At 73.8% G+C, this 23312-nt stretch carries 20 protein-coding genes; 4 read left to right on the forward strand and 16 right to left on the reverse strand.

The features are described from left to right. Positions 1–135: 135 nt before the first annotated feature. The 3 genes from FGW31_RS30720 to FGW31_RS30730 all read right to left on the reverse strand — a co-directional run bounded on the left by FGW31_RS30720 (position 136) and on the right by FGW31_RS30730 (position 4351). The gene (locus tag FGW31_RS30720) at positions 136–2973 is read right to left on the reverse strand and encodes a beta-L-arabinofuranosidase domain-containing protein (protein WP_142196806.1); all 2838 of its coding nucleotides are present in this window, start codon (positions 2971–2973) and stop codon (positions 136–138) included. A 182-nt stretch (positions 2974–3155) separates the two neighbouring features. Then, complete coding sequence (locus FGW31_RS30725) at positions 3156–3851, reverse strand: HAD family hydrolase (protein WP_142196807.1); 696 nt, start codon at positions 3849–3851, stop codon at positions 3156–3158. Between the two features lie 20 nt (positions 3852–3871). Next, positions 3872–4351 carry an Lrp/AsnC family transcriptional regulator gene (locus FGW31_RS30730; protein WP_142196808.1) on the reverse strand — a complete coding sequence of 160 codons (480 nt, stop codon included), beginning with the start codon at positions 4349–4351 and terminating at the stop codon, positions 3872–3874. Positions 4352–4556: 205 nt separating this feature from the next. Here FGW31_RS30730 and FGW31_RS30735 point away from each other — a divergent pair, with 205 nt between their 5' ends. Further along, on the forward strand, positions 4557–6044 hold the full coding sequence (locus FGW31_RS30735; protein ID WP_142196809.1) for an FUSC family protein: 1488 nt from the start codon (positions 4557–4559) through the stop codon (positions 6042–6044). Positions 6045–6333: 289 nt separating this feature from the next. Here the strand turns inward: FGW31_RS30735 and FGW31_RS30740 are convergent, their stop codons facing one another. From FGW31_RS30740 to FGW31_RS30770, 7 genes are all read right to left on the reverse strand, one after another. After that, a complete protein-coding gene (locus FGW31_RS30740) occupies positions 6334–7257 on the reverse strand; it encodes a sirohydrochlorin chelatase (RefSeq protein ID WP_142196810.1) in 924 nt (307 codons plus the stop codon). Positions 7258–7341: 84 nt separating this feature from the next. Next, a complete protein-coding gene (locus FGW31_RS30745; RefSeq protein ID WP_142196811.1) occupies positions 7342–8349 on the reverse strand; it encodes an N-acetylglucosamine kinase in 1008 nt (335 codons plus the stop codon). Next, positions 8346–9023 (reverse strand): uracil-DNA glycosylase, encoded by a 678-nt coding sequence (locus tag FGW31_RS30750; RefSeq protein WP_142196812.1) that lies wholly within the window; start codon positions 9021–9023, stop codon positions 8346–8348. The genes FGW31_RS30745 and FGW31_RS30750 overlap by 4 nt, the downstream gene beginning before the upstream one ends. A 73-nt stretch (positions 9024–9096) precedes the next feature. Then, entirely contained in the window at positions 9097–10251 is a 1155-nt protein-coding gene (locus FGW31_RS30755) for a WD40/YVTN/BNR-like repeat-containing protein (protein WP_142196813.1), read from the reverse strand. 100 nt (positions 10252–10351) lie between these two features. After that, positions 10352–12460 carry a HEAT repeat domain-containing protein gene (locus tag FGW31_RS30760; protein WP_142196814.1) on the reverse strand — a complete coding sequence of 703 codons (2109 nt, stop codon included), beginning with the start codon at positions 12458–12460 and terminating at the stop codon, positions 10352–10354. Between the two features lie 231 nt (positions 12461–12691). Next, positions 12692–13495, reverse strand: a complete 804-nt coding sequence (locus FGW31_RS30765) for a pectate lyase (protein ID WP_142196815.1) — start codon at positions 13493–13495, stop codon at positions 12692–12694. 279 nt (positions 13496–13774) lie between these two features. Further along, on the reverse strand, positions 13775–14854 hold the full coding sequence (locus FGW31_RS30770) for an NADH:flavin oxidoreductase/NADH oxidase (protein ID WP_142196816.1): 1080 nt from the start codon (positions 14852–14854) through the stop codon (positions 13775–13777). A 125-nt stretch (positions 14855–14979) separates the two neighbouring features. Here FGW31_RS30770 and FGW31_RS30775 point away from each other — a divergent pair, with 125 nt between their 5' ends. Continuing rightward, positions 14980–15339, forward strand: coding sequence for an ArsR/SmtB family transcription factor (locus tag FGW31_RS30775; RefSeq protein ID WP_142196817.1), 360 nt, complete (start codon positions 14980–14982; stop codon positions 15337–15339). A gap of 166 nt (positions 15340–15505) precedes the next feature. On the opposite strand, the gene FGW31_RS30780 is transcribed toward FGW31_RS30775, so the two are convergent. Next, the gene (locus FGW31_RS30780; RefSeq protein WP_142196818.1) at positions 15506–16888 is read right to left on the reverse strand and encodes an FAD-dependent oxidoreductase; all 1383 of its coding nucleotides are present in this window, start codon (positions 16886–16888) and stop codon (positions 15506–15508) included. A 201-nt stretch (positions 16889–17089) separates the two neighbouring features. Here FGW31_RS30780 and FGW31_RS30785 point away from each other — a divergent pair, with 201 nt between their 5' ends. Then, positions 17090–17554 carry a DUF6214 family protein gene (locus FGW31_RS30785; RefSeq protein WP_142196819.1) on the forward strand — a complete coding sequence of 155 codons (465 nt, stop codon included), beginning with the start codon at positions 17090–17092 and terminating at the stop codon, positions 17552–17554. Between the two features lie 27 nt (positions 17555–17581). On the opposite strand, the gene FGW31_RS30790 is transcribed toward FGW31_RS30785, so the two are convergent. Then, complete coding sequence (locus FGW31_RS30790; protein WP_142196820.1) at positions 17582–18244, reverse strand: DUF305 domain-containing protein; 663 nt, start codon at positions 18242–18244, stop codon at positions 17582–17584. 192 nt (positions 18245–18436) lie between these two features. On the opposite strand from FGW31_RS30790, the gene FGW31_RS30795 reads away from it, so the two are divergent. Further along, a complete protein-coding gene (locus tag FGW31_RS30795) occupies positions 18437–19939 on the forward strand; it encodes an LVIVD repeat-containing protein (protein WP_142196821.1) in 1503 nt (500 codons plus the stop codon). Here FGW31_RS30795 and FGW31_RS30800 read toward each other — a convergent pair. The 4 genes from FGW31_RS30800 to FGW31_RS30815 all read right to left on the reverse strand — a co-directional run bounded on the left by FGW31_RS30800 (position 19927) and on the right by FGW31_RS30815 (position 23217). Next, positions 19927–20643 (reverse strand): TetR/AcrR family transcriptional regulator, encoded by a 717-nt coding sequence (locus FGW31_RS30800; protein WP_142196822.1) that lies wholly within the window; start codon positions 20641–20643, stop codon positions 19927–19929. The two genes, FGW31_RS30795 and FGW31_RS30800, sit on opposite strands and share 13 nt — an antisense overlap. Before the next feature lie 219 nt (positions 20644–20862). Beyond that, positions 20863–21534: a phosphatase PAP2 family protein gene (locus FGW31_RS30805; protein WP_142196823.1), complete on the reverse strand. Its 672-nt coding sequence runs from the start codon at positions 21532–21534 to the stop codon at positions 20863–20865. A gap of 97 nt (positions 21535–21631) precedes the next feature. Continuing rightward, positions 21632–22567: a M56 family metallopeptidase gene (locus FGW31_RS30810; RefSeq protein WP_142196824.1), complete on the reverse strand. Its 936-nt coding sequence runs from the start codon at positions 22565–22567 to the stop codon at positions 21632–21634. A 95-nt stretch (positions 22568–22662) separates the two neighbouring features. Continuing rightward, on the reverse strand, positions 22663–23217 hold the full coding sequence (locus tag FGW31_RS30815; RefSeq protein ID WP_142196825.1) for a DUF5134 domain-containing protein: 555 nt from the start codon (positions 23215–23217) through the stop codon (positions 22663–22665). Between the last annotated feature and the right edge of the window lie 95 nt (positions 23218–23312).

Raw genomic sequence — 23312 nt, forward strand, 5'->3', positions numbered from 1 at the left:
AGCGGCCCGCCTTGGAGGAGCGGCCCGCCTTGGAGGAGCGGCCCGCCTTGGAGGAGCGGGCCTTCGAGCAGGTGACCCGCCCTCGGGGACGGGCCGTCTCCCGGGACGGCCCCGTCCTTCGAGGGCGGGCCCGGCTCAGGACACGTACGTCGCCTCCCGCGCCGTCCGCACCACCCGGTCGCCGTCGGCGCGGTCGAGCAGCCCGGCGGACACCCACGCGTCCACGGTGGAGCGTACCCGCGCGACCAGCGCGCCCTTCCCGGCGAAGGGCGCCCCGGCCCAGATCTCGTCGAGCAGGGTCGTGCCGTCGTCGCGGGAGGGGTTGGCGACGCCGGAGTCGGACCCGCCGAAGACCACTCGCGGTTCCCGGCGGCGGAAGTAGGCGTGCGTCGGATCCTCGGTCCCTTCGGAGAAGGGCGCCAGTTCGATGCCGTCCAGCGTGTAGTGCAGCGGCTTGTCCGGGACCGGCGTGAGGGAGGGCAGCAGATCGCCGGAGAGGGCGGCGCGGCCGTACAGCCCGAACCGCACGGCGTCGGGACCCGGGGCACGGGCGACCAGGTTGACCGGGCCGAGGAACAGGGCCTGCAGGCCCGGGTCGTCGAGGGCGCGCTCCACTCGCAGCCGGAAGGGCACGGAGATCCGCACGGTGTCGCCGGCGCGCCAGGTCCGGGAGACGGCGAAGTAGCTGCCGGGAGCCGGGTCACCGGGCACGGCACGTCCGTTGACGGTCACCCGGAAGCCGTCGTTCGCCCAGGACGGCACGCGCAGCAGCAGGGTGAAGGAGGCCGGGCCGCCACCGACGGTGAGCGTGCTGCCCTGCTCCTGCGGGTAGCGGGTGGTCTGCGTGACCGTGACGCCCTTCTCGGCCCAGGTCAGCCGGGACGCGCTGTACAGATTGACGTACAGGGCGCTGCCGTCGGCCTTCGCGAAGTACACCGAGTCCTGGTACTTCGTGGCGCTCTCCATGCCGGTGCCCTCGCAGCAGGTGGTGCCCTGCTTGGGCGTGTAGTCGCGCACATGGCCGGGCGTCAGGCCGATGAAGTAGGTGACGAGCGGTTTCTCCGCGTCCGGCGCGTCCCGCTTGGAGCCGAGCACCTGGTTGTACAGGGCCCGTTCGTAGTAGTCCATGTAGGCCGGGTCCTGCTCGTGGAAGAACAGGGTCCGGCTCAGCTTGAGCATGTTGTACGCGCAGCAGGTCTCGGCGGTGGTGTCGCCGATCGTGCCCGCGATCACGCCGCGGGCCTTCCAGAACTCGCCGCTGCTGGTGCCGCCGATGGCGTACATGCGGTGCGGTACGACCATGCGCCAGAAGTTCTTCGCCGCCGTCAGGTAGCGCTCCTCGCCCGTCTCGTCGTGCAGCCGCACCAGACCCGTGAAGATCGGGATGTGCTGGTTGGCGTGCAGCCCGTCGAGGACGTCGGTGTTCGCGGCGCAGGCGTCGATGAGCCGGTCCAGGTCGAACAGCCGCGCCAGCGCGAGGTGTTCGGCCCGCCCGGTGACGGCGTGCAGGTCGCACACGGCCTCGGCGATGCCGCCGAACTCCCCGCTGGAGAACAGCCCCCACATCCGCTGCAGGGTGGCCGCCGGCAGCGCGGACAGCCGCGCGTACATCCAGTCGCACATGCCGGACGCCAGGTCGAGCGCCCGCTCGTCCCCGGTGGCGAGGTGCGCGTCGAGCAGGCCGCGGAGGATCTTGTGGGCGGTGTAGTACGGCGCCCACACCCGGGTGTAGTCGCTGCGGGTCATCGACTCCAGCTCGATGAACTGCGTCTCCGGGTAGGCGGCGAGGAACCCCGGGTGGCTGGGCGCGCCCCAGGTGCGGCGCAGGGTGGCGTCGAGCCCGCGCCCCGAGCCGTCCGCGAAGGTCCCGCCGGACGTCTCGTCGAAGGCGTACGACGCGAGGTCGCCCCGGCCGGCCGGTGTGTCGGCGGCCCGCCGGCTCTGCAACGCGCCGATCTCGGCGGCGGTCAGGGCCCGGGAGAAGACGTTGACGTCCTCGAAGGCGCCCGCGAAGACCGGGTCGGCGGGGAAGTGGGAACGGCCCAGCCAGTGGTGCGCGAGCGGGCCGAGCGCGGCCGGGGTCAGGGTGATGCCGGTGCTGCGGGCGACGGCGGTGCCGTTGACGTAGAGGGTGCCGGTGCCGTCGGCGAGGGTCACCGCCAGATGGCTCCACTCGCCGAGCGGCAGCGGCGCGGTGCCGTCGAGGCCCTGTTCGCCGCCCGGCCCCGACGTGCTGACGGCGAACCGCGGCACCCCGTCGGCGTTGCGGGCGGCCAGGTACAGATAGCGGGTGGTGTCGTCGCCGAAGTCGAAGATCCGCGCCCAGGCGGCGTCGTGCGCGGGGCGCACCCACGTGGACAGGGTGAGCGCCGGGGCTGCGCCGAGGACGGCGGACGGAAGGTCGGCGTACTGGTGGGAGCCGCGTACGTTCTCCGCCGCACGCCCGAACCGTCCCTCGACGCTGAGCACCCGCGGGCCGCGGCGCAGCGCTTCCCGCACCTCGGTCAGGGCGCCGACCACGGTGTCGATCCGGTCCGCGAAGAGCTGCTCGCCGGTGCCGAGGTACGCCTGCGCCAGCATGGTCAGGAAGTGGCCGGTGTAGTGGCCGCGCAGATTGCCGTTGGCCTCCCCGTCCAGTCCCTCCCAGCCGCCGGGTGCGACCGCGCCGCCGGTGGACAGGCCGGCGTTGGCGCGGAAGACCTGGAGCAGCCGGTGCACGTCGTAGCCGCGGGCGTGGTCGAGCATCAGCCGCTGTTTGTCGGCGAAGACGCCCGGTCCGAGCGTGACGTCCGACGCCTGGAACGGCCGTACCGTCCACGCCGCCGGGACACCGGAGGCGGCGGCAGGTGCACCGGGTGCGGCGGCGCGTCCGGTGGCCGCGGCACGTCCGGTGGCGGCGGCGGAGACCGCGGTGGCCGTCGCCGTCACCGCGGCGGCCCGGAAGAGGGTGCGTCGGGAGAGGGGCCGTGCCATGGATGCTCCTCTGTTCGTGGGCTCGACGGCGTCCGGCACACCTGCGTGTTCGGTATTGCGAACGTCGTTCGAAGAGTCGCCCAGACGATAGGGACGGCGCGGTGGGGCGTCAACGGTTCGGGAGCGATCAGTTCCGGACGGTGGCCGGGAACGGCGGGCACACGGGAGACGGTCCGCTCCGCTCAGGCGCCCCGGGCGCCGTCCGTCAGCCACGCGAACGCCGCCCGGGCCGTGAACTCGGCCTGCCCGCCGCGCAGCAGCAGACCCGCGGTGGCGAACTCGGCGGCACCGGCCTGCGCGGCCACGTACGGAACCGCGATGCAGCGCATCCCCGCGGCGTGCGCGGCGGCCGCACCCGGCGCCGCGTCCTCGACCACCACGCAGTCGGACGGAGCCACGCCCAGCCGGCGGGCCGCCTCCAGGAAGACGTCGGGAGCCGGCTTGCCGCGCGCGACCTCGTCGGCCGAGACCACCGTGCGCAGCCGTGCGTCCAGACCCGTGCCGGCCAGGACCGCGGCGATGGCCTCACGGGACGAACCGGAGGCCACGGCCATCGGCACGCCCTCGGCGGCCAGCAGCTCGACGAACGCGCGCATCTCCGGATAGGCCCGCATGCCGGCGGCGGCCAGCTCGAGATAGTGGCGGTTCTTGACCGCGAGCAGCTCCTCGACCGGGGCGGTGATGCCGTACCTCGCCCGCCAGTCGGCGATCGTCTCCCGGGTGCTGATGCCGACGTAGCGCTCGTGCTCCGCCCAGGAGAAGTCCGGGACCCCGTACGCGGCGAGGGTCCGCCGGCCCGCCTCGTAGTAGGCGGGCTCGCTGTCCACGAGCGTTCCGTCGAGGTCGAAGAGGACCGAGAGGGGACCGAGGGTGCTCATGGGGTCCAGGATGCCAGGGCTCACTTCCGCGCCGCCGACCGGCCGACCGACTCCACCAGCGGCAGCAGCCGGTGCGGGACGCGCTCGCGCAGGGCCACCTCGGTGCGGGTGCGCACCACGCCGGGCAGGCTGATCAGCTGCTGGATCACGTCCTCCAGGTGCCCGGCGTCGCGTGCCACCACCCGCGTCAGCAGATCGCCGCCGCCCGTGATGGAGAACGCCTCGACGATCTCCGGTACGGCGGCCAGCGCGTCCCCCACCTCGTCCAGATGGCCCTGGGTGACCTCGATGTGCACGAACGCCAGCACCGGATGGCCCAGCGCGGCGGGGGAGAGGGCCGGGCCGGTACCGGTGATCACACCGTCGCGCTCCAGGCGGTCCAGGCGCGCCTGAAGAGTGCCGCGGGCCACCCCGAGGATCCGCGCGTACTCCCGCACGCTGGTGCGCGGCCGCTCCAGCAGCAGCCGCAGGATGCGCGTGTCGAGTTCGTCCACGGTCATGACGCCCCACGTCCCCGGGTCGGCCATTGGCACCTACATGGCCAGAGAAAAGCCACAGCCACTGTACCAATGGACCACTTCAGTGGACGCCTGTTGAGCCACTGGTGGAAGAGATGCTGATATGGACGAGTCGATGGCGCTGCGGACCCCGCGGCGCCTTTCTCATGCCACGGTGCACACCACCATTCCCAGGGGGCGATAAGCGGTGCTGAAGAGGGTGTTCATGGCTCCGGACCCGGGCCGGACCCGGCTGCGTTTCGCGGCGCGGGCCGTGCTCGGCATCTCCGTGGCCGTCGTCGTCTGCGGCCTGGCCGGACACACGCTCACCGGTGCCGTCACCGGCGGGCTCGCCGCGCTGCTCGCCCTGTTCACCGTCACCGACGCCACCGTCCGCGCCCAGGCCCTCACCACGGCGCTGCTGCCCGCCGTCGGCCTGCCGGTGCTCGCCGTCGCCGCCGTGCTCCACGACCACCCGGTGGCGCGGGACCTCGTCTTCCTCGCCGTCGTCGGACTGGGCGTGTACGCGCGGCGCTGGGGACCGCGCGGTCACAGCCTCGGTGTCTTCGCGTTCATGACGTACTTCGTGGCGCAGTTCCTGCACACGCGCACGCACCAGCTCCCCGAGCTGTACGCCTCCGTCGTGCTCTCCGTGCTCGCCGCGGCCACGGTGCGCTTCGGGATCTGGTGCTACGAGCGCCGCCTGCCCCCGGCCGTCGTGCCGGCGCCGCCGGGCGGCACCGGGCTCGCCCGGGTGACCACCCGCCAGGCGATCCAGGCGACCGCCGGCGCCGGCTTCGCCCTGGTCGTGGGCCAGCTGGTGTCCGGCCAGCGCTGGTACTGGGCCGTCGGCGCCACCTGGTGGGTGTTCGTCAACACCACCTCGCGCGGCGAGACACTGGTGCGCGGCTTCCGGCGGGTGCTGGGCACGGTCATCGGCATCGGGATCGCCCTGTTCGTCGCCGTCCCCGCCCACGGTGACGGACCCCTGACCGCCCTGGTCGTCGCCCTCTCCGTCTTCGGCATCTTCTACACCGCCGCCGTCTCCTACACCTGGATGATGCTCTGGGTGACGGTGCTCGCCGCCATGCTCTACGGCCTGCTGGGCGTCCTCACTCCCGGCCTGCTGGCGCTGCGGCTGGTGGAGACCGGCGTCGGCGCGCTCGGCGCGGCGCTCGCGGTGGCCTTCGTCCTGCCCGTGACCACCCACAGCGTCACCGACGCCTGGATCCAGCGGGCCCTGCGCTGCGTCCACGCGTGCACCGCCGAGACCGCGGCACGCCTGGCCGGGAAGGCGGACGCCGACCCGACGCCGCTGGTGGCGGAACTGGAACAGCTGCTGGCGCGGGTACGGCTCTCCGTCGCTCCGCTGGTGCACCCCCTGCACCCCGCGCTCGGCCGCAAGCGGCGCGCCCGCCGGGTGCTCGACCTGCTCGACGACTGCGCCCGGGAGATCCGCGGCCTGGTCGCGGTCGCCGCCGACCCGGAGGCCTCGCACGACGACCGGCTCGCCGCCGCCTGCCGACGCGTCGAGGTCGCGGTCGAGGCGCTCACCGAGGGCCGGGACATCGCCGTACACACCGCGCCGGCCGCTACGGAGCCCGCCCTGGCGCACCTCCACGGACTGGAACGCGCCCTCGCCGAACTCGCCGCGCCCCTGCGGGCACGGTCCGGCTCGCCACTGGTCGGCGCCTGACCCGCCCGGACACGCAGGGCACCGCCCGGCCCGGGCCGCGCGGACGCGAGCGCGGCCCACGCCGTACGGCGACGTGACCTGGTCGGCGCCCGCGCCGGACACCGCAGTGCCGGGCCGCGGCGGCTGCTCCCGGTGGCCGCCGCGACGTTGCGTGCTGCGCCGCCAGCGGCCGTCCCGGTCGTCGGCCTGCCTCCCGTGATCACGGCCGACCGGGACCGCCCGGCATGCCGAAGGGCCCGCCCCGGAGAACCGGAGCGGGCCCGTTCGGCGTCGTTCGGGGCCTGCCGTGTCAGCGCGCCGGAGTGCCCTGCGCCTGCTGCGGGGCGATGCCCAGGGCCGTCGTGTACTTGGCCAGCGCCAGCTTGCCGATCGCCGGGTACGGGCCGAGCGCCTCGGAGGCGGAGCAGTCCGCCTCCTTCGCGGCCTCCTCGATCAGGCTCGCGTCGATCTCGGGCCCGATCAGGTACGGCGCGAGGGCCAGCTGCTGCGAACCGGCGCTGCGCAGCTGCTCCGCCACGGAGGCGATGGAGCCCTCCTGGTCCAGGGCCGCCGCCATCACCGGCACGGCGAGGCGCGCGGCGAGCAGCATGCCGGTGATGCCGGCCGCCTGCACGGCCTCGTCACCGCCCACGGAGGCCAGGATGATGCCGTCCGCGGCGGTCGCCACGGTGAACAGACGGGCGCGGTCGGCGCGGGCCAGACCGGCCTCGGACAGCCGCACGTGCAGCGCCTCGGCGAGCAGCGGGTGCGGGCCCAGCACATCGGTCAGCTCGGCGGCGACACGGCTGTCCATCACGGCCTGGCGGACCTGCCGCAGCAGCGCGCTGTCCGGGCCGGCGAGCAGCGGAACGACGACGGCGACGGGGCCGTCCGGCTCCTTGACGTCCATGCCGGCGGCACGGGCCTGCTCGAAGCGGGCGGTGCGCTCCTCGGCGGCGTGCGAGAGGACGGACTGGAGTGTGGGGAATTCCTCGTCGTCGCCGTCGACGTAGCCGATCCGGGCGTCGAGGCCGGGCAGCTCGGAGCGGGCGATGCTCACGACCTCGTCGGCCAGTGAGCGGGTGGCACTACTGGGCGTACCCGGCACGGCGAGGACGAGCGCGGGCGCGCCCTCGGGAGCCACCAGGGGTTCGGGACGGCGGTGCCGCCCGGGCTGGCGGGGGCGCGGCATTCGTACTGGCAGGCCGGACGCGGGCCCAGTGGGGGTGCTCATGTTGCGGCATGTTAGTGGCTTCCTGGGCTCCCCTGTTCGGGGAGGGTGCAGGTGAGCGGTATCCGTCCGGTTTTGTCTGATGAGTCACGTACGGGCGTCGGTCGCGGAGGTGACGGCCTCACCTGCCGGGCTCGTCACGCACAGCATCTTTTCGTCACACGGAAGGGTGAGGGAGTCACGGGCGAGGTCCTCCGCGACGCGCACCGCCCCGTGCAACGGGTCCCCCTCGGCCATGACCCGCCGGGCCCGCGGCAGCCGCTCGGCCAGCTCCTCGTCCAGCGGTGCGAGCAGGACGGCGCCCAGTTCGAACAGTCCGCCGGTGAGTCCGACCACCGGCTCGCCCGCCGCCGGACACACCGCGGCGGCGGAGTCCGCCATGTGCCGGGCCGCCGCCCGCAGGATCCGCACGGCGACCGGATCGCCCCCGGCCGCACACGCGCCCACCCGGGGCGCGAAGGAGGCGAGCACCGCCGGCCGGTCGGTCCGCGGATACAGCCGGCCGGGCAGTCCGGCCGCCGGTCCGAACAGGTCCTCGGCGCTCGCCAGCAGCGGCGCGGAGCCGCCCGCCCGTCCGTCGTGGGCGCGCATCGCCGCCTCCAGTCCGGCCCGTCCGATCCAGGCACCGCCGCCGCAGTCGCCCAGCAGGTGCCCCCAGCCGTCCGCCCGGCGCCAGCCGGTCAGATCGGTCCCGACCGCGATCAGCCCCGTGCCCGCCGCGATCACCGCACCGGGCCGCGGTCCGAGGGCGCCGACGTACGCGGTGACGGCGTCGGCGGCCAACGCGACCCGGTGCACGCCCAGTTCGCTCCGCAGCATGCCCGGCAGCTCCGCGCGCAGCGCGTCGCCCAGGCTGGCCAGACCGGCCGCCCCGACGACCGCCGTCGCCAGCCGCCCGACCCCGGCCTCCGCGCACAACGACCGTGCCATCGGCACGAGTTGCTCCATGAGGTGATCCGGGTCCAGGCCCCGGGGCCCCGTCCGTACCGGTTCCTCCAAGGCGCCCCGGGCCAGCGGACCGCGCCCGGCCGCCCCGACGACGAACCGCACTCCGGAGCCCCCGGAGTCCACGGCGAGGTAACCGGTGCCGGTCACGGCAGACGCCAGTCCACCGGCTGGCCGCCCTGACGGATCAGCAGGTCGTTGGCGCGGCTGAACGGGCGGGAGCCGAAGAAGCCCCGGTCGGCGGACATCGGGGAGGGGTGGGCCGACTCCACCGCCGGCAGATCCCCGAGCAGCGGACGGCAGTTGCGGGCGTCGCGGCCCCACAGGATGGAGACCAGCGGCTTGCCCCGCCCGGCCAGCGCCCGTATCGCCTGCTCGGTGACCTCCTCCCAGCCCTTGCCGCGGTGGGCGCCCGGCTTGCGCGGGGCCGTGGTGAGCGCCCTGTTGAGCAGCAGCACGCCCTGCTCGGTCCACGGGGTGAGATCGCCGTTGGACGGCTGGGGCAGGCCCAGGTCGGTGGTCAGCTCCCGGAAGATGTTGATGAGACTGCCGGGCAGCGGCCGCACCTCGGGCGCGACCGAGAACGACAGGCCCACCGCGTGTCCCGGTGTCGGGTACGGGTCCTGTCCGACGATCAGGACGCGCACCTCGTCGAACGGCTGCTGGAAGGCGCGCAGGACGTTCGCTCCGGCCGGGAGGTAGGTGCGTCCCGCGGCGATCTCCGCACGCAGGAAGTCCCCCATCGCGGAGATCCGGCCGGCCACCGGTTCCAGGGCCTGCGCCCAGCCTGCTTCGACGATTTCGTTCAAGGGTTGTGGTGCCACGGGCGTCACCCTACTGCCGTGGCGGCAGCGGAGATCAACCAGTGGCCACGGCCCGACGGAACACCGCTGCGGCTCATCCGACGACCGCGGCCCGCACGCACAGCACGTCCGGCAGGTGCGACGCCAACTGCCGCCAGCTGTCGCCGTCGTCGGCCGACGCGTACACCTCGCCGTTGCGGTTGCCGAAGTAGAGGCCCGCCGGATCCACGCCGTCGTGGCACATCGCGTCGCGCAGGACCGTGCCGTAGTGGTCCTCCTGCGGGAGTCCCGCCGCGAGCGGCTCCCAGCTGCGGCCGGCGTCCGCCGTCCGGTAGACCCGGCAGCGCCGCCCGGCCGGCACCCGGTCGGAGTCGGCGTTGATCGGGAACACGTACGCCGTGTCCCCGCGGCGGGGATGGGTGACCACGGTGAACCCGAACGTCGACGGCAGTCCCTCGCCGATGTCCGTCCAGTGCCCGCCCGCGTCGTCGCTGCGGTACACACCCCAGTGGTTCTGCAGGTACAGCCGGTCCGGATCCGCCGCGTCCCGGGCGACCTTGTGCACGCACTGCCCGAACTCCGGGTCGGGATCGGGCAGGAACACCGCGGACACCCCGGAGTTGGACGGCGCCCAACTGGCCCCGCCGTCCAGCGTGCGGAACACGCCGGCCGTGGAGACGGCCACCGTCACGGCCCGCGGATCGCGCGCGTCGGTGAGCACGGTGTGCAGGCCCTCACCGCCGCCGCCCGGCATCCACCGGGACCGCGTGGGGTGCTCCCATAGCGGCCGGACCAGCTCGAAGCTCTCCCCGCGGTCCTCCGAGCGGTACAGCGCGGCCGGTTCCGTGCCCGCGTACACCACGTCCGGTTCGGCCGCGGCCGGGTGCAGCTGCCACACCCGCTCCAGCGAAGCCCCGGTGTCCTTGGGGAACTTGACGGCGGGCCGGGCCGGTTCGGTCCAGGTGCGGCCCAGGTCGTCGGAGTGGAACACCGACGGGCCCCAGTGCGCGCTGTCACCGCCGACGAGGAGCCGCGGGCGGGCGCCGCGGGTGTCGACGGCGACCGAGTACACGGCCTGTGCGTTGAAGTAGGGACTCTCGTCGAACTCCCAGGTGCCTCCCCGGCGGCGCCCGATGAAAAGGCCCTTGCGGGTGCCCACGGCGAGCAGTACCTCGGTCATGCCGATCACCTCCGCGACGTCCTCGTCGACGTCCTCGTTCCGGACACGGGCCAGTCTGCACCCGACCACTGACAGTCACCTGTGGATCAGGTCCCGCCGCAGGTCGCGACGGTGCGGCGGCCCTGCGGCCCGCTCGTCGGCGGCGCGGCGCACACCCGCTCGGCCTGCGTCATCCGCCGGCCAGCGCACGCCGGCAACTCCGCAGCAGCCGCTCGTCCTCGTGGACGTCGTGGCTGCCGTGGCCCCCGGGGCCGGCCCGGTGCCGGCGGGGCGCGGCGAGCTCCGCCCGGAGGAGGTCGTGCAGCGGTGCCGCCGCGGGGCCGAGCCGCGCCGCGAGGTCCGCGGTCGGCACGCGGGTGTACGGGCTTTCGGCCCAGGCCGCGCGCAGCACGTCCGCCGCCGTCTCCGGCTCACCGGCGACCCGCCACAGGGCGTGCGCCGCGGCCGTCCGCTCCCACAGGTCACCGGATTGCGTCAGCCGCCGCAGTCCGGGCAGCGCGGCACGGGCCGCGGGACCCAGCCGCCCCAGCACCTCGGCCGCCGCCCGGCGCGAACCGCCCGAGCCGGCGTCCAACTCCCCGAGCAGCACGGGCAGTACCGCCTCCGGGTCACCCTCCACGGCCCACAGCGCCTCCGCCGCCACGACACCCTGCCCGCCGCGCAGCGCGGCACGCAGCGCGGGTATCGCCTCGCGCGCGCCGGCGCCGGCCGCGCCGAGCGCCCGGAACGCGGCCGCCACCAGGGAGTCCCGCAGCCGGAGGCCCGCCGGCATGCCGGCCGGCATCCGCAGGACCACCGGCACCGCCTCGGCGTCACCGATCGCCGCCAGCGCGCGGAGCGTGGAACCGGCCCGCTCGTACAGGTCGTCCGCATCGAGCGGAAGCCCGGCGAGGTGCTGCCGCAGCGCCGGCGCGAGGGGCGCCGCGGCCCGGCCCAGAGCGGGCACCACGTGGCCGAGGTCGTCGGGCACGACCGGGCCCGCCAGCACCTCGGCCAGCAGCCCGACGGCCCGCGGATCCCCGGTCCTGGCCAGCGCCCTGAGCGGACGGCCCAGGGTCGGCACGCCGCGCTCCCAGGTGTGCACGCGCAGCTCGGGGCGGTCGGTCAGCAGGGCGTGCAGGTGGCCGGCGGCCGGGAGGGCCAGCTCGAAGAGGTCCTCCAGGACGGCGACCGCGGCGTCGCGCAGCCGGTCGTCCCCGCCGGTCAGCTGGGCGCCGACCAGGCCGACCGGCTCGGTGTAGTCGGCGCGCCAGGTGCGGAACAGCCCGGCCGACATCCACACCGCGTTGCACCGGTCGACCGGGTCCGGGCGGCCCAGCTGACCGGACAGCAGGGCGATCCGGTCGGCGACCCGGTCGTCGAGGGCGGTGTGCAGGGTGCGCAGCAGCCGGGAGCCCTCCTCGTCGGAGGGGCGCAGCCGCCGCAGCCTGCCGACGAGGGTGTCCGGGTCCGGCCCGCCGGGCTCCTCGGGGTCGGCGGGCCGCAGCGCCGCCCGCTCGTCGAGCAGCCGCAGGACGACCGGCACCGGATCGGCCGGGAGCCGCTCGGGAGCACACCCGGCGAGCTGGCCCAGCGCGGCGAGCCGCAGCCCCGGCCCGTGCGGCGGAGCGCTCCGCTCCACCAGCAGGTCCACGGCTCCGGCGGCCAGGTGCGGGTGCCGCCGGGCGAACCGGCCCAGGCTCTCGGTCAGCGCGAGCAGCACCCGGTCGTCGCGCTCCATGGTGATCCGCTCCCGGAGCAGGCCGAGCACCCGCTCCGGCTGGTCGAGGAACCGCACCAGCGCGCCCGGCGCCGCCCTGCGCACCGCGGGGTCCGCGTCGCCCAGCAGCAGGGCGAACACGCCGGCTCCCACCCGGACGGCGGTCCTCGCCATCGCGTGCGGCCCGTGTCCGTCCGCGTCGCCGCCCTCCGCCTCGCCGCCCACCGCGGCGTCCGGCACTCCGTCGGCCCCGGCTTCCGACTCCGCTTCTTCATCGGCCTCGGCTTCCGACTCCGCTTCTTCGTCCGCGCCGCCGATGCTGACGAGCAGTTCGACGATGCCCGCCCGGTCGGGCACCTCTTCGCGGACGGCGAGCGCGAAGAGGAACGGCACGCAGGCGAGGGTGGAGTCGTACACATCGCCCTGGTGGTGCACGGCGCCGTACATCCCGTCGAGCGCGGTCTCCCGCTCGGCGGCGTCCGGGGAGGCCAGCCCTCTGAGCAGCCGGGGCACGTCCTCCGCGCTGCCGTACGCATGCCGCATCGAGGCCCAGTCGACCTCGTCGATCCCGGTGAACACCGTGTCCTCCCCCTGCCCAGTGCCGACTCCCGCGAGTCTGCACCACGGCACTGACAACCGAGCGCAGCCGGGAGGCGACTGTGCGCGAGCCCTGCGCACGGTTGGCTCGATCAGGGGCCGCCCGCGGCCGGGAACGCGCGGCCCGCGGAAGGGAGCGGGCGGCCTGTGCAGGGGAGCGGGCCGTACGGGACGCCGCGCGGGACGTCTCGTACGGCCGCCGCCCGTGGGGGGCTACCGGTAGGTGATGTCGGACGAGGAGTACTTGCAGTACGTGCCGTCGGGGCCCGAGCCGTTGGAGTCCGGCTCGTCGCCGTCGTCGTTGCCGATGTACTTCTGGCAGGGGACGATCTTCCTGCTGCTGTCCCCGATGATCGTGATGTTCCGCAGGGTCGCGCTGTCGCCGTAGTTGGTGTTGATGCCGGCGATGCGGCTGCCCTTGTAGGTCACCTCGATGGTGTTGAGGTTGATCGTCCGCTTGTACTGCGTGGAGCAGTTGCCGCAGGAGCGGACGAAGGTGCCGAAGTTCTTGACGGCGAAGTTCGACACGTTCAGCGTCCCGGCCCCGTTGAACTGGAACACCTTGTCGCTGGCTTCCTTGGCGCCGCCGCCGCTGACGGTGTAGACCGCGCCCGACGACTTGCCCTTGAACGTGGCGGCGTCCTCGCCGACGTCCTCCCACCAGACGTTCTGCAGCGTGCAGGAGCCCTGGCAGTGGATGCCGTCGGCGGCGGGGGCGCCGAGGATGACGTTCTTCAGGACCGCGCCGTCGGCCAGTTGCAGGATCGGGCCCTGGTCCTCGTCCTGGCCGCCCGAGCCCAGGTCGCCGGTGCCGTACAGCCGCTTCATCCCGTAGTCCTTGGTGCCGGACACGGAGATGGTCGAGGAGACGCCCTCGCTGCCGTTCGGGGTCGGCCAGGTGGCGGCGTTCGCCGGAGACGCCCCGGTGGTCATGATCATGCCAACCGAGAGGCCCAGGGTGGCCAGTGCGCCCGTCAGTGCGCGCCTGCGGGCGCGCGGTCGTGTCGCGGAAGTCATGTCGTTCCTTCTGTCGGATGTGGGGGTCGCGGACCCTCGGGCGTCCCGCTGTCGAACGCCCGAAGGTCATGTACATGAACGACGTTCTGCATGGTGCCCAGCGAGCCCGGCCGTCCCGCCAAAGTGACGTGCACCGGTCACGCTGCTGAACGGAACGTATGGGGTAAGCGCTTTCTAGTCAACGCCTCGCGCGGATGACATTCGGCCAGGAACGACGAATGCCGGTGGCCGGGGACGCGGAGGGCGTCCCCGGCCACCGGCACCGGTGTCGGGCGGAGGTCAGACCGAGCGGTGGTACTGGTCCGGCACGTGGACCTCGCCGCCCAGCTCACGCGCCGCGTGCCGGGCCCAGGAGGGGTTGCGGAGCAGTTCGCGGCCGAGGAGCACCGCGTCCGCCTCGCCGTTGGCCACGATCTTCTCCGCCTGCTCGGCGTCGGTGATCAGACCCACCGCGGCGACCGGCATCGGCGTCTCGTTGCGCACCCGCGCGGCGAAGGGGACCTGGTAGCCGGGGCCGGTCGGGATGCGGACGCCGGAGGCGTTGCCGCCGGTGGAGACGTCGAGCAGGTCGATGCCGTGGGCGTGCAGCTCACCGGCGAAGCGCACGGTGTCGTCCGGCGTCCAGCCGGACCCGTCCAGCCAGTCGGTGGCCGAAATGCGGAAGAACAGCGGCTTGTCGTCCGGCCACTCCTCGCGCACGGCGTCGACCACCTCGAGCGCGAAGCGCGTCCGGTTCTCGTACGAGCCGCCGTAGGCGTCGGTGCGGTGGTTGGAGTGCGGGGAGAGGAACTCGTTGATCAGGTAGCCGTGGGCGCCGTGGATCTCGGCGATCTCGAAGCCGGCGGCGAGCGCCCGGCGTGCGGCGGCGCGGAACTCGCCGACGATCTCGTGGATCCGCTCGACGGACAACTCGTCCGGGGTCGGGTGCCGCTCGTCGAAGGCGAGCGGGCTCGGGGCGACCGGCTGCCAGCCGTGCGCCTCCGGCCCGACCGGCGCGCCGCCCTTCCAGGGCCGGTCCGTCGACGCCTTGCGTCCGGCGTGCGCGAGCTGGATGGCCGGGACGGTGCCCTGCGAGACGAGGAAGCGGGTGATCCGGCGGAAGGCCTCGACCTGGGTGTCGTTCCAGATGCCGAGGTCGTACGGCGAGATGCGGCCCTCGGGCGAGACCGCGGTGGCCTCCACGACGATCAGTCCGGTGCCGCCGGCCGCGCGGGCCGCGTAGTGCGCGAAGTGCCAGTCGACGGGCGCGCCGGCCTCCGGGCCGTCGGGTGCGGCCGAGTACTGGCACATCGGCGGCATCCACACCCGGTTCGGGATCGTCACGTCGCGCAAGGTGTACGGCTCGAACAGCGTGCTCACGGCGGGCTCCATTCGGTGGGCCAGAGGGCGGTTGCGCTTCGTACGATAAGCATCGTAGTACGGGGGATGTCAAACTACGATGACTCTCGTACAATGAGGGCTCCCGGACCGAATGTGGAGCCGCCGTGACGACCGCCGCACCCGCCCCCAGCAGCCGCGACCTGCCGCACCCGGCGCGCGAGGAGATCCGGCTGGAGGGCGTGCTGCACGCGCTCTCCGACCCGGTGCGGCTGCGCATCGTCCGGGAACTCGCGGACGAGGAGGTGCGGCTGTCCTGCTCGCACTTCGACCTGCCGGTCACCAAGTCCACCACCACGCACCACTTCCGGGTGCTGCGCGAGAGCGGCGTGATCCGGCAGACCTACGAGGGCACCGCCAAGATGAACGGCCTGCGCCGGGACGACCTGGACGACCTCTTCCCCGGCCTGCTCGACTGCCTGCTCACCGCCGCCGCCCGGCAGGCCGACCGCCACCGCGGGGCCTGAACCGGCCCGCCGACGCCGACGCGGGACCGGTCACCGCGACGGCGTCAGGTCGTCCGCCCGCACCCTGTCGCGCACGACGTGGCCTCCGACGCCGGCGGCGAGCCGACCGGAGGACGGGCAGCCGGAACTGAACCGCGAGGCCGTTCACGCCCCGTGCGCGCCGATGTCAGGCGTCGGCCGCCCGGGCCGCCGCCATGAGGGACTCCCAGTCGGGGAGCTTGACCGTGCTCCGGCCCAGCGAGGCGCCCAGTTCCGCCTCGGCGCGTTCGATCGCCCGCCAGCCCGTCCACTCGACCGGTTCGACGCCCTCCGCCCGCAGGGCCGCCGACGCGTCGGTCGGCAGATCGCGTGCCTGGAGCAGTGGCGCGTCGTCCAGCAGCGACATCACCGTCTCCTTCGCGCACGGCCGGTTGGTGCCGATCACACCCGTCGGGCCGCGCTTGATCCAGCCCGCCACGTACTCGCCCGGCGCGACGGCACCCCCGCGCAGCACCCGCCCGGCCGCGTGCGGCACCGTACCGGTGACCGGGTCGAACGGCAGCCCTTCCAACGGCACCCCGCGGTACCCCACCGAACGCAGCACCAGCTGCGCCTCGATCTCCTCGAACCGGCCCGTGCCCCGCACGCCCCCGTGCCCGTCCGGCGCCGTCCGTTCGAAGCGCACCGCGCCCACGCGTCCGTCCCGGGCGACCAGTTCGACGGGGCGCAGGAAGAAACGCAGGCGGATCAGACGGCGCGCGCCCGGCGCGGGCGCCCCGGTCCAGGCACGCAGCACCTCGACGTTCCGCCGCTGCGGCGCGGGCAGCGCGGAGGGGTCCGTGTACGCCGGGTCCAGCGCCGCCTCGACGGGGTCCACGGCGACGGCGGTGTCCGGCAGCGAGCCCAGTTCGCGCAGCTCCTTGGTGGTGAACCGGGCCTGGGACGGACCGCGCCGGCCCACCATGTGGACGAGGTCCACCCGGCTCGCCGCGAACGCGTTCAAGGCGGCGTGCGGCATGTCGGTCGGGGTGAGCTCCGCCGCGCCCCGGGACAGCATGCGGGTGACGTCCACGGCGACGTTGCCCACGCCGACGACCACCGCCGACCGCACTCCGTGCAGGAAACCGCCGTCGGTGCCGGCGCCTTCCGGACCGGGGCGGCCGGAGAACCCGGCGGAGTCCGGATGCGCGCTGTACCAGGACACGAACTCGGTCGCCGACCAGCTGCCCGGGAGGTCCTCACCCGGGATGCCCAGCCGGCGGTCCGTGGCCGCGCCGACGCAGTACACCACCGCGTGGTACAGCTCCCGCAGCCGCGTCACCGGCACCCCGTCCGGCCCGACCGGCACCCCGCCGAGGAAGCGCACGCGCTCGTGCTCGAGCACCGCGCGGAGGGTGTTCTGCAGGGACTTGATCTTCTCGTGGTCCGGCGCCACACCGTAGCGGACCAGGCCGTACGGGCACGGCAGCCGGTCCAGCACGTCGACGCGCACCTCGGGATCCAGCTGGACGAGGCTCTGGGCGGTGTAGCACCCGCTCGGCCCGGAACCGACTACGGCGACACGCAACACGGCGGAACTCCTCACCCCGGGGGATCGCCAGGAGATCGCTGCTGTCTCCAGCATCGCACCGCCCGCACTCCGCTGACAGGGTGCCGTCCGCCGTCCGGGGTGCGTGTTCCTACGGAGGGAAACTGATCACACCGTTACGTTGCGCGTGTGCTTGAGGCATCTTTTCTTCATCTTTCCGATCGCTCTCCGGCGGAGGGTGCGGTGTCCGTGTGGCCCGCGTGGGAGGTGCGGGAGGGGGATCGGGCCACCCGGTGGCTCCATGTGCGGCTGGCCTTCGGCGACGGGGCGCGGATCGACGCGCTCGCGACGGTGTCCGAGGGGTGGGTCTGCGTCGAGGACGTACGGGCGCAGCCGGCGCTGGCGCTGGAGGACCTGGCCGTGTTCGCCGACTGGATCGAGGGGCCGCTGGCGCGCGCCTGCGAGGCCGGGGCCGGGCCGGAACCCGGTGACGGCGCCGGTCCGGGCGCGCACCGGGACGGCGCCGACGGCCCGCGGGCGCCCGAGTGGCGGCACGTGGCGCGGGCGTACCGCACCGCTCAGGAGCGGGGCGCCGACCCGGTGCTCGCCGTGATGGACGAGACCGGCTACAGCCGCCGCGGGGCGCTCAGACTCATCGGCCGGACCCGCGACGCGGGGCTGCTCTCCCCGCGGCACGCCCGGCGCTGAGCGGATCGGTGGCCACGGGGCGTGCCGTCACAGCAGGTTGCGCATGCGGTTGATCTCGCTCGTCTGCTGGGCGACCACGTCGTCCGCCATCTCCTCGATGCGGATGTTGTTGCCCTCGCCCTTCACCTCGGTGGCCATGGTGATCGCCCCCTGGTGATGGGTGATCATCAGGGTGAGGAAGAGCTGGTCGAAGGCCTTGCCGTCGGCCGCGCGCAGCTGCTTCAGCTGGGCCTGCGTGGCCATGCCGGGCATCGTCGCGTGGTCGTGTCCGTGCCCGTGGTCCCGTTCCGCCTTGCCGTGGCTCTTCAGCCAGCCCTTCATCGCCTTGATCTCCGGGTCCTGCGCGGCGGCGATGCGCTCGGCCAGCTTGACGATCTTCGGGGACTCGGCGCGGTCCGGCACCAGATCGGTCATCTCCAGGGCCTGCGCGTGGTGCTCGATCATCATCCGCGCGTAGTCCACGTCGGCGGAGTTGGGGGAGTCGTCCTCCGCGCGCCGCTGTTCGGCCTCCTCGGCCGACAGGGTCCGGTTGGCCTCTCCCGGCTCACCGGGCGCGATGACCGAAGGGCCGCTCGAGGCGGCCGACTCGGCGGCGTCCGTGTCGGAGTCGCAGCCCACGAGCCCGAGTACGGCCAGGGCGGTCAGCCCGGCCGCGACGACGGACACGCGAGACGGACGGCGGTAGTGCACAGGGACCTCCTGAGGCAGGCGGGTTCGACGACACCTCGTGAGTGTCGACGACCGTCCTAGCACGCTTCCGTGCAACTTTGATCAAAAAACTTCATTGCAAAGGGCGTCGCCCTCTGTTGGTGTGTGCATGTACACGACGATACTGCCGGTGCGAAACCCGTTCACCAGTGAACGGAACCAGGGAGGAAAACAGTGATCCTGTTGAGCGTTTCCCGAACCCGGCGCAGACGGCTGGGTGTTGCCGCGGCGGCGGGCGGGCTGCTGGCCGCGCTGCTCACCGCCGCGCCCGCCGCGGCGATTCCCGACCCCGGGGACCCGCCGGCCGACCGGAAGGAGGTCTCGCGCAGCGACCAGGCCGAGGCCCGCGAGGCCATCGAGAGCGGCGAGATCCCCGGGCAGGACGAGGTCGTCCACTCGGACAACATCCGGCACGTGGCGCACGTCCCCAAGGACGCGCTGCCCGGCACCAACTCGGACCTGGCCTTCCAGGGCCGTTACGCCTTCGCCGGCAACTACGACGGCTTCCGCATCTTCGACATCAGCAACCCGAAGGCGCCGAAGACGGTGGCGCAGGTTCTCTGCCCCGGCTCGCAGAACGACATCTCCGTCTCCGGTGACCTGCTGTTCCTGTCGACGGACTCCTCGCGCAGCGACAGCAGTTGCAACAGCACCACCCAGCCGGCGACCGAGAAGTCCTCCTGGGAGGGCATGAAGGTCTTCGACATCAGCGACAAGAGCAACCCGCGCTACGTCGCCGCCGTCGAGACCGCCTGCGGTTCGCACACCCACACGCTGGTGCCCGAGCGCAAAAACGTTTACGTCTACGTCTCCTCGTACTCGCCGAACGCGGCCTACCCGGACTGCCAGCCGCCGCACGACGGCATCTCCGTGATCAAGGTGCCGCGCGAGGCCCCGGAGAAGGCCGCGCTCGTCGGCTTCCCGGTGCTGTTCCCGGGCGAGGGCGCGGACGGCGGCGGCAACCCGGGCGCGCCCACCAACCCGGGTGTCTCCAAGACGACCGGCTGCCACGACATCACCGTGCTGCCGTCCAAGGACCTGGCCGCCGGTGCCTGCATGGGTGACGGCATCCTGTTCTCCATCAAGGACCCCGAGCACCCGAAGGTGATCGACCGGGTGCAGGACAACGTCAACTTCGCGTTCTGGCACTCGGCGACCTTCAACCAGAAGGCCAACAAGGTCGTCTTCACCGACGAACTGGGCGGCGGTGGCGCCGCCACCTGCAACGCGGAGATCGGCCCGAACCGCGGCGCGGACGGCATCTACGACGTCGTCGGCCGGGGCGACCAGCGCGAACTGGTCTTCCGCAGCTACTTCAAGATCCCCCGTCACCAGGCGGACACCGAGAACTGCGTGGCCCACAACGGCTCGCTGATCCCGGTCAAGGGCCGGGACCTGATGGTGCAGGCCTGGTACCAGGGCGGCGTCTCCGTCTGGGACTTCACCAACTCCTCGAAGCCCAAGGAGATCGCCTACTTCGAGCGCGGCCCGCTGAGCACCGACAGCATCGTCACGGGCGGCTCCTGGTCGGCGTACTACTACAACGGCTACATCTACTCGAACGACATGGCCAAGGGCTTCGACGTCCTGCAGATCGACGACCGGCGCACGGACCCGGCCCGCTGGGTGACGATGCGTGAGCTGAACGTGCAGACGCAGCCGGACTACTTCGGCTGAGCGTCCGGCTCCGGCCGGGGGGCCGGGGCCGGGCAGTCGGCGGCCGGCCCGGTCGCGAAGAACCGGGTCAGGTCCGTCCCGTCCGTCCCGCACGTCCCGCCGGACGCCTCGGTGTCCGGCGGGACGCCCAGCTCCCAGTCGAGCCCGTAGCGCTTGAAGAGCTCCTCCCGCAGCGCCGGGACGGGCATCGGCGCGCCCGGCATCAGCGCCGCGTAGACGGCACCCATCAGCAGGGCGCGCAGCATCGGGTAGTCGGCCTCCACGTCGTGGGAGCCGTGCCGGGCGACGGTGTCGCTCAGCAGTTCCGCCAGGCGCCGCTGCTCCGGGCAGGGCAGGAAGCCCTCGGCCTGCAGCAGCCCGGCCATGTGCTGGCGCATCAGCACCGGACGGTCCCGGGCCAGGCCCAGGATCGCGTCGATGGCCCGTGCCATCCGCTCCCGGCCGTCCTCCGTGCGCGGCTCGCGCTCCAGAGCCTCCTCCAGGGTGCGGTGCATCAGCCGGTGCACCGCCGACTGCACGAGGTGGCGCTTGCCCGGGAAGTAGTACGAGACCAGACCTCGCGCGGAGCCGGCGCGATCGGCGATGTCACCGAGCGTGGTGGCGTCGTAGCCGTGCTCGCTCACCAACTCGACGGCGGCCTGCAGAAGCCGCTCCTTCGAACGCCTCCGCAACTCTTCATTGACCAGGGCGCTGCGCGGGGACATGCTGGACTCCTGCGTTGACTGGCTGCCAGCCAACTATACTCAACGCGTCCGGTCGGGCCCGTAGTGGGTCCTGATCCGGGCTGCCGTTCACCTCGGGCGACACGGGGGATCGTCCGAGGTGAACGGTCTCAACCGAGGCGAAGGTTGCCTTGGGCTAGTGATGTGGGTGCAGTGCTGCCTGTGGAGTGCCGAAGCGCCGCCCGGCACGCGCATCCGGGCTCACGGGCGCAGCCGCTTGTGGACCGCCACCGCCGCGGCCACCACCGTGGCGCCGAGCAGCCAGCCGCCGAGGACGTCGGTGGGCCAGTGCACGCCCAGCCAGACACGGGTGAGACCGACGCCGGCCACCGAGACGACCGCCAGCACCAGCGCCGCACGCCGCACCCCGGCGCTCACCCCGTGCCGGTGCAGCAGCCACAGCAGAAGTCCGCACACGACCGTCGCGGTCATGGCGTGGCCCGACGGGAAGGCCGCGTAGTGCGCGGAGTCGACCGGGTCGGGCCAGACCGGACGGGCCCGGTCCAGCGCGGCCTTCAGGCCCTGCTGCACGGCCGTCCCCACGGCCACGGTCACCACCAGCCACGCCGCCGTCCACCGCGCCGCGTACCGCCACGCCAGCAGCGCCGCCGCCACGGCGACCAGCACCCGCATCGTCCACGGGTCCCAGACCCAGTCCGTCAGGATGCGGGCCGTCTGCGTCAGGCCCGGTTCCGCGACCGCCCAGCGGTGCGTGGTGCGGGAGATGTCGCCGTCCAGGTCGAGCAGCGGGCGCCACTCGACGGCGACCAGCGCCAGCAGCAGCGCCGAGCACAGCGCCGGCACAACGGTGGACAGGGTGGCGGGACGGTGCTGCGGGGGCGAGGGCGGGGAATCGACGTGGGAGGTGTGCATGGTGCGATCCTCGCCGACCGGCGCCGCACGGGCCAGTCTCCCCGCCCCGCAGGCCCCTCACCGGGCCCCGCCGCGCGGTGTGCCGCGGCTCCGGGAACTACCCCAGCGCCCGCAACCCCGGTACGAACGCCACCAGTACGGGCACCACCGGCACCAGCGACGCCACCGCGGTCAGCCGCAGCCGCCGTCCCGCGGTCAGCCGGTCCGGCGGAGTGAGCAGGCGGTGCACACGGGCCGGGACACGGGCCTGCGGAGTGGGGCAGGGGCCGAACACCCCGCGGTGCTCGTTGAGTTCCACCAGCGCCAGGGCCGTGGTCAGCCGGCCGAAACGACGGGACGCCATGTCGTCGGCGGCCAGTTCGACCAGCCGGTGCATCTCGCGACGGAACGCCGCGAACACCGGCACCTGCGGGAATCCGCCCGCCAGCGCGGCCGAGCAGTGCAGCAGCCAGGCGTGCCGGGCCTGCGCGTGCCCCCGCTCGTGCGCCAGGACGGCGTCCAGCTGCCTGCCCTTCAGCCGGCGCAACGCGGCCGTCGTCACGACCAGTTGGGGCGGGGTGCCGGGCAGCCACCAGGCGTCGGGCCGCTCGCCCTCCAGGACCACGAGCCGGTCGGCGCCCGGCTCCTCCCCGGGCAGCAGCGGTGCCCGCAGCCGCAGTTCGGCCCGGCGCGCCCGGCGCCGCGCACGGGCCCGCACGACCTCCCGGACCAGCATCGCCACGCTCCACAGCCCGCCGCACGCCAGCGCCACCGCCGTCGTCCCGGCCCAGAGACCGGCCGTACCGAGCGCGTACGCCTCGACGACCGCTCGCGGCGCGGTGGCGAACACGTGACCGCCCACCGCCCGCCAGGCTGCGGCCGCGCTGAAGGTCATCGACAGGGCGCAGCACAGCAGCACCGCGGCGATCACGCACTGCCATGTCCACAGCGCCACCACCGGCTCGCGGTCCGGCCAGTCGGCCCGGGCGAGGAGCCGGGGGCCGACGACGGCGGTCAGGACGCCGAGCAGCAGCAGGACCGCGGGGAGGATCATGCGAGCAGCCTATGAGCGCGGCCGCCCCGGCGGCAGGGACCAGTGGGCCGAAGTGACGCAGACAACGGTCCCGTGCCCGTACCCGTGCGGCGGGTTCACATCGCCGGGAGCATCGCCACCATCGCGAGGGCCATCGACAGCCGGCACGCCCGCGCGAGCTCCGGCCGGTCGCGCCAGCCGAGGTCCCGGCCGCTCCCCTCCGCGGCGGCCGCGGGCACCAGCCGCACGCCGGTGACGAGCACGTACGCGACGAAGTAGAGCAGCAGGGCACCGGTCAACAGCGGTGTGCCCCAGCCGCCCGGCCCGTGCGCGTGTCCGTGTGCGGGGGCGGTGGTCATGGTCAGCGCCATGTGGACCATCGCCCCCGTGCCTATCAGATGGTGCAGGTGGCAGGCGCCCGCGCGGACCGTCCGGAGCGCGTGCAGACCGGCCGCGCCGAACACCACGGCACCGGCCGCCCAGGCCCAGCCGGGCGGGGTGAACACCGCCGCCGGAACCGCCATCGCGGCCATGCCGAAGCCCATCAGCGCCTCACCGCCCGCGGCGCGGCGCTGCTCCTCCAGGCGGCTGCGCATTCGCAGCAGGCAGTAGGTGCCGGTCGCCGCGCAGAGCGCGACGAGCAGCCAGCCGGACGACGCCGGTCCGTGCACCCGAACCTCCCCCTCGACCCGTTCACCGGTCGGTCAGGGGATGCCCAACCCGGGCGGCGGGCACGCGAGCGCACGGGGGTGCACGGGTTGCGCAC

Source organism: Streptomyces calvus (assembly GCF_006782915.1).
In the GTDB taxonomy this organism is placed as follows: Bacteria; Actinomycetota; Actinomycetes; order Streptomycetales; family Streptomycetaceae; genus Streptomyces; species Streptomyces calvus.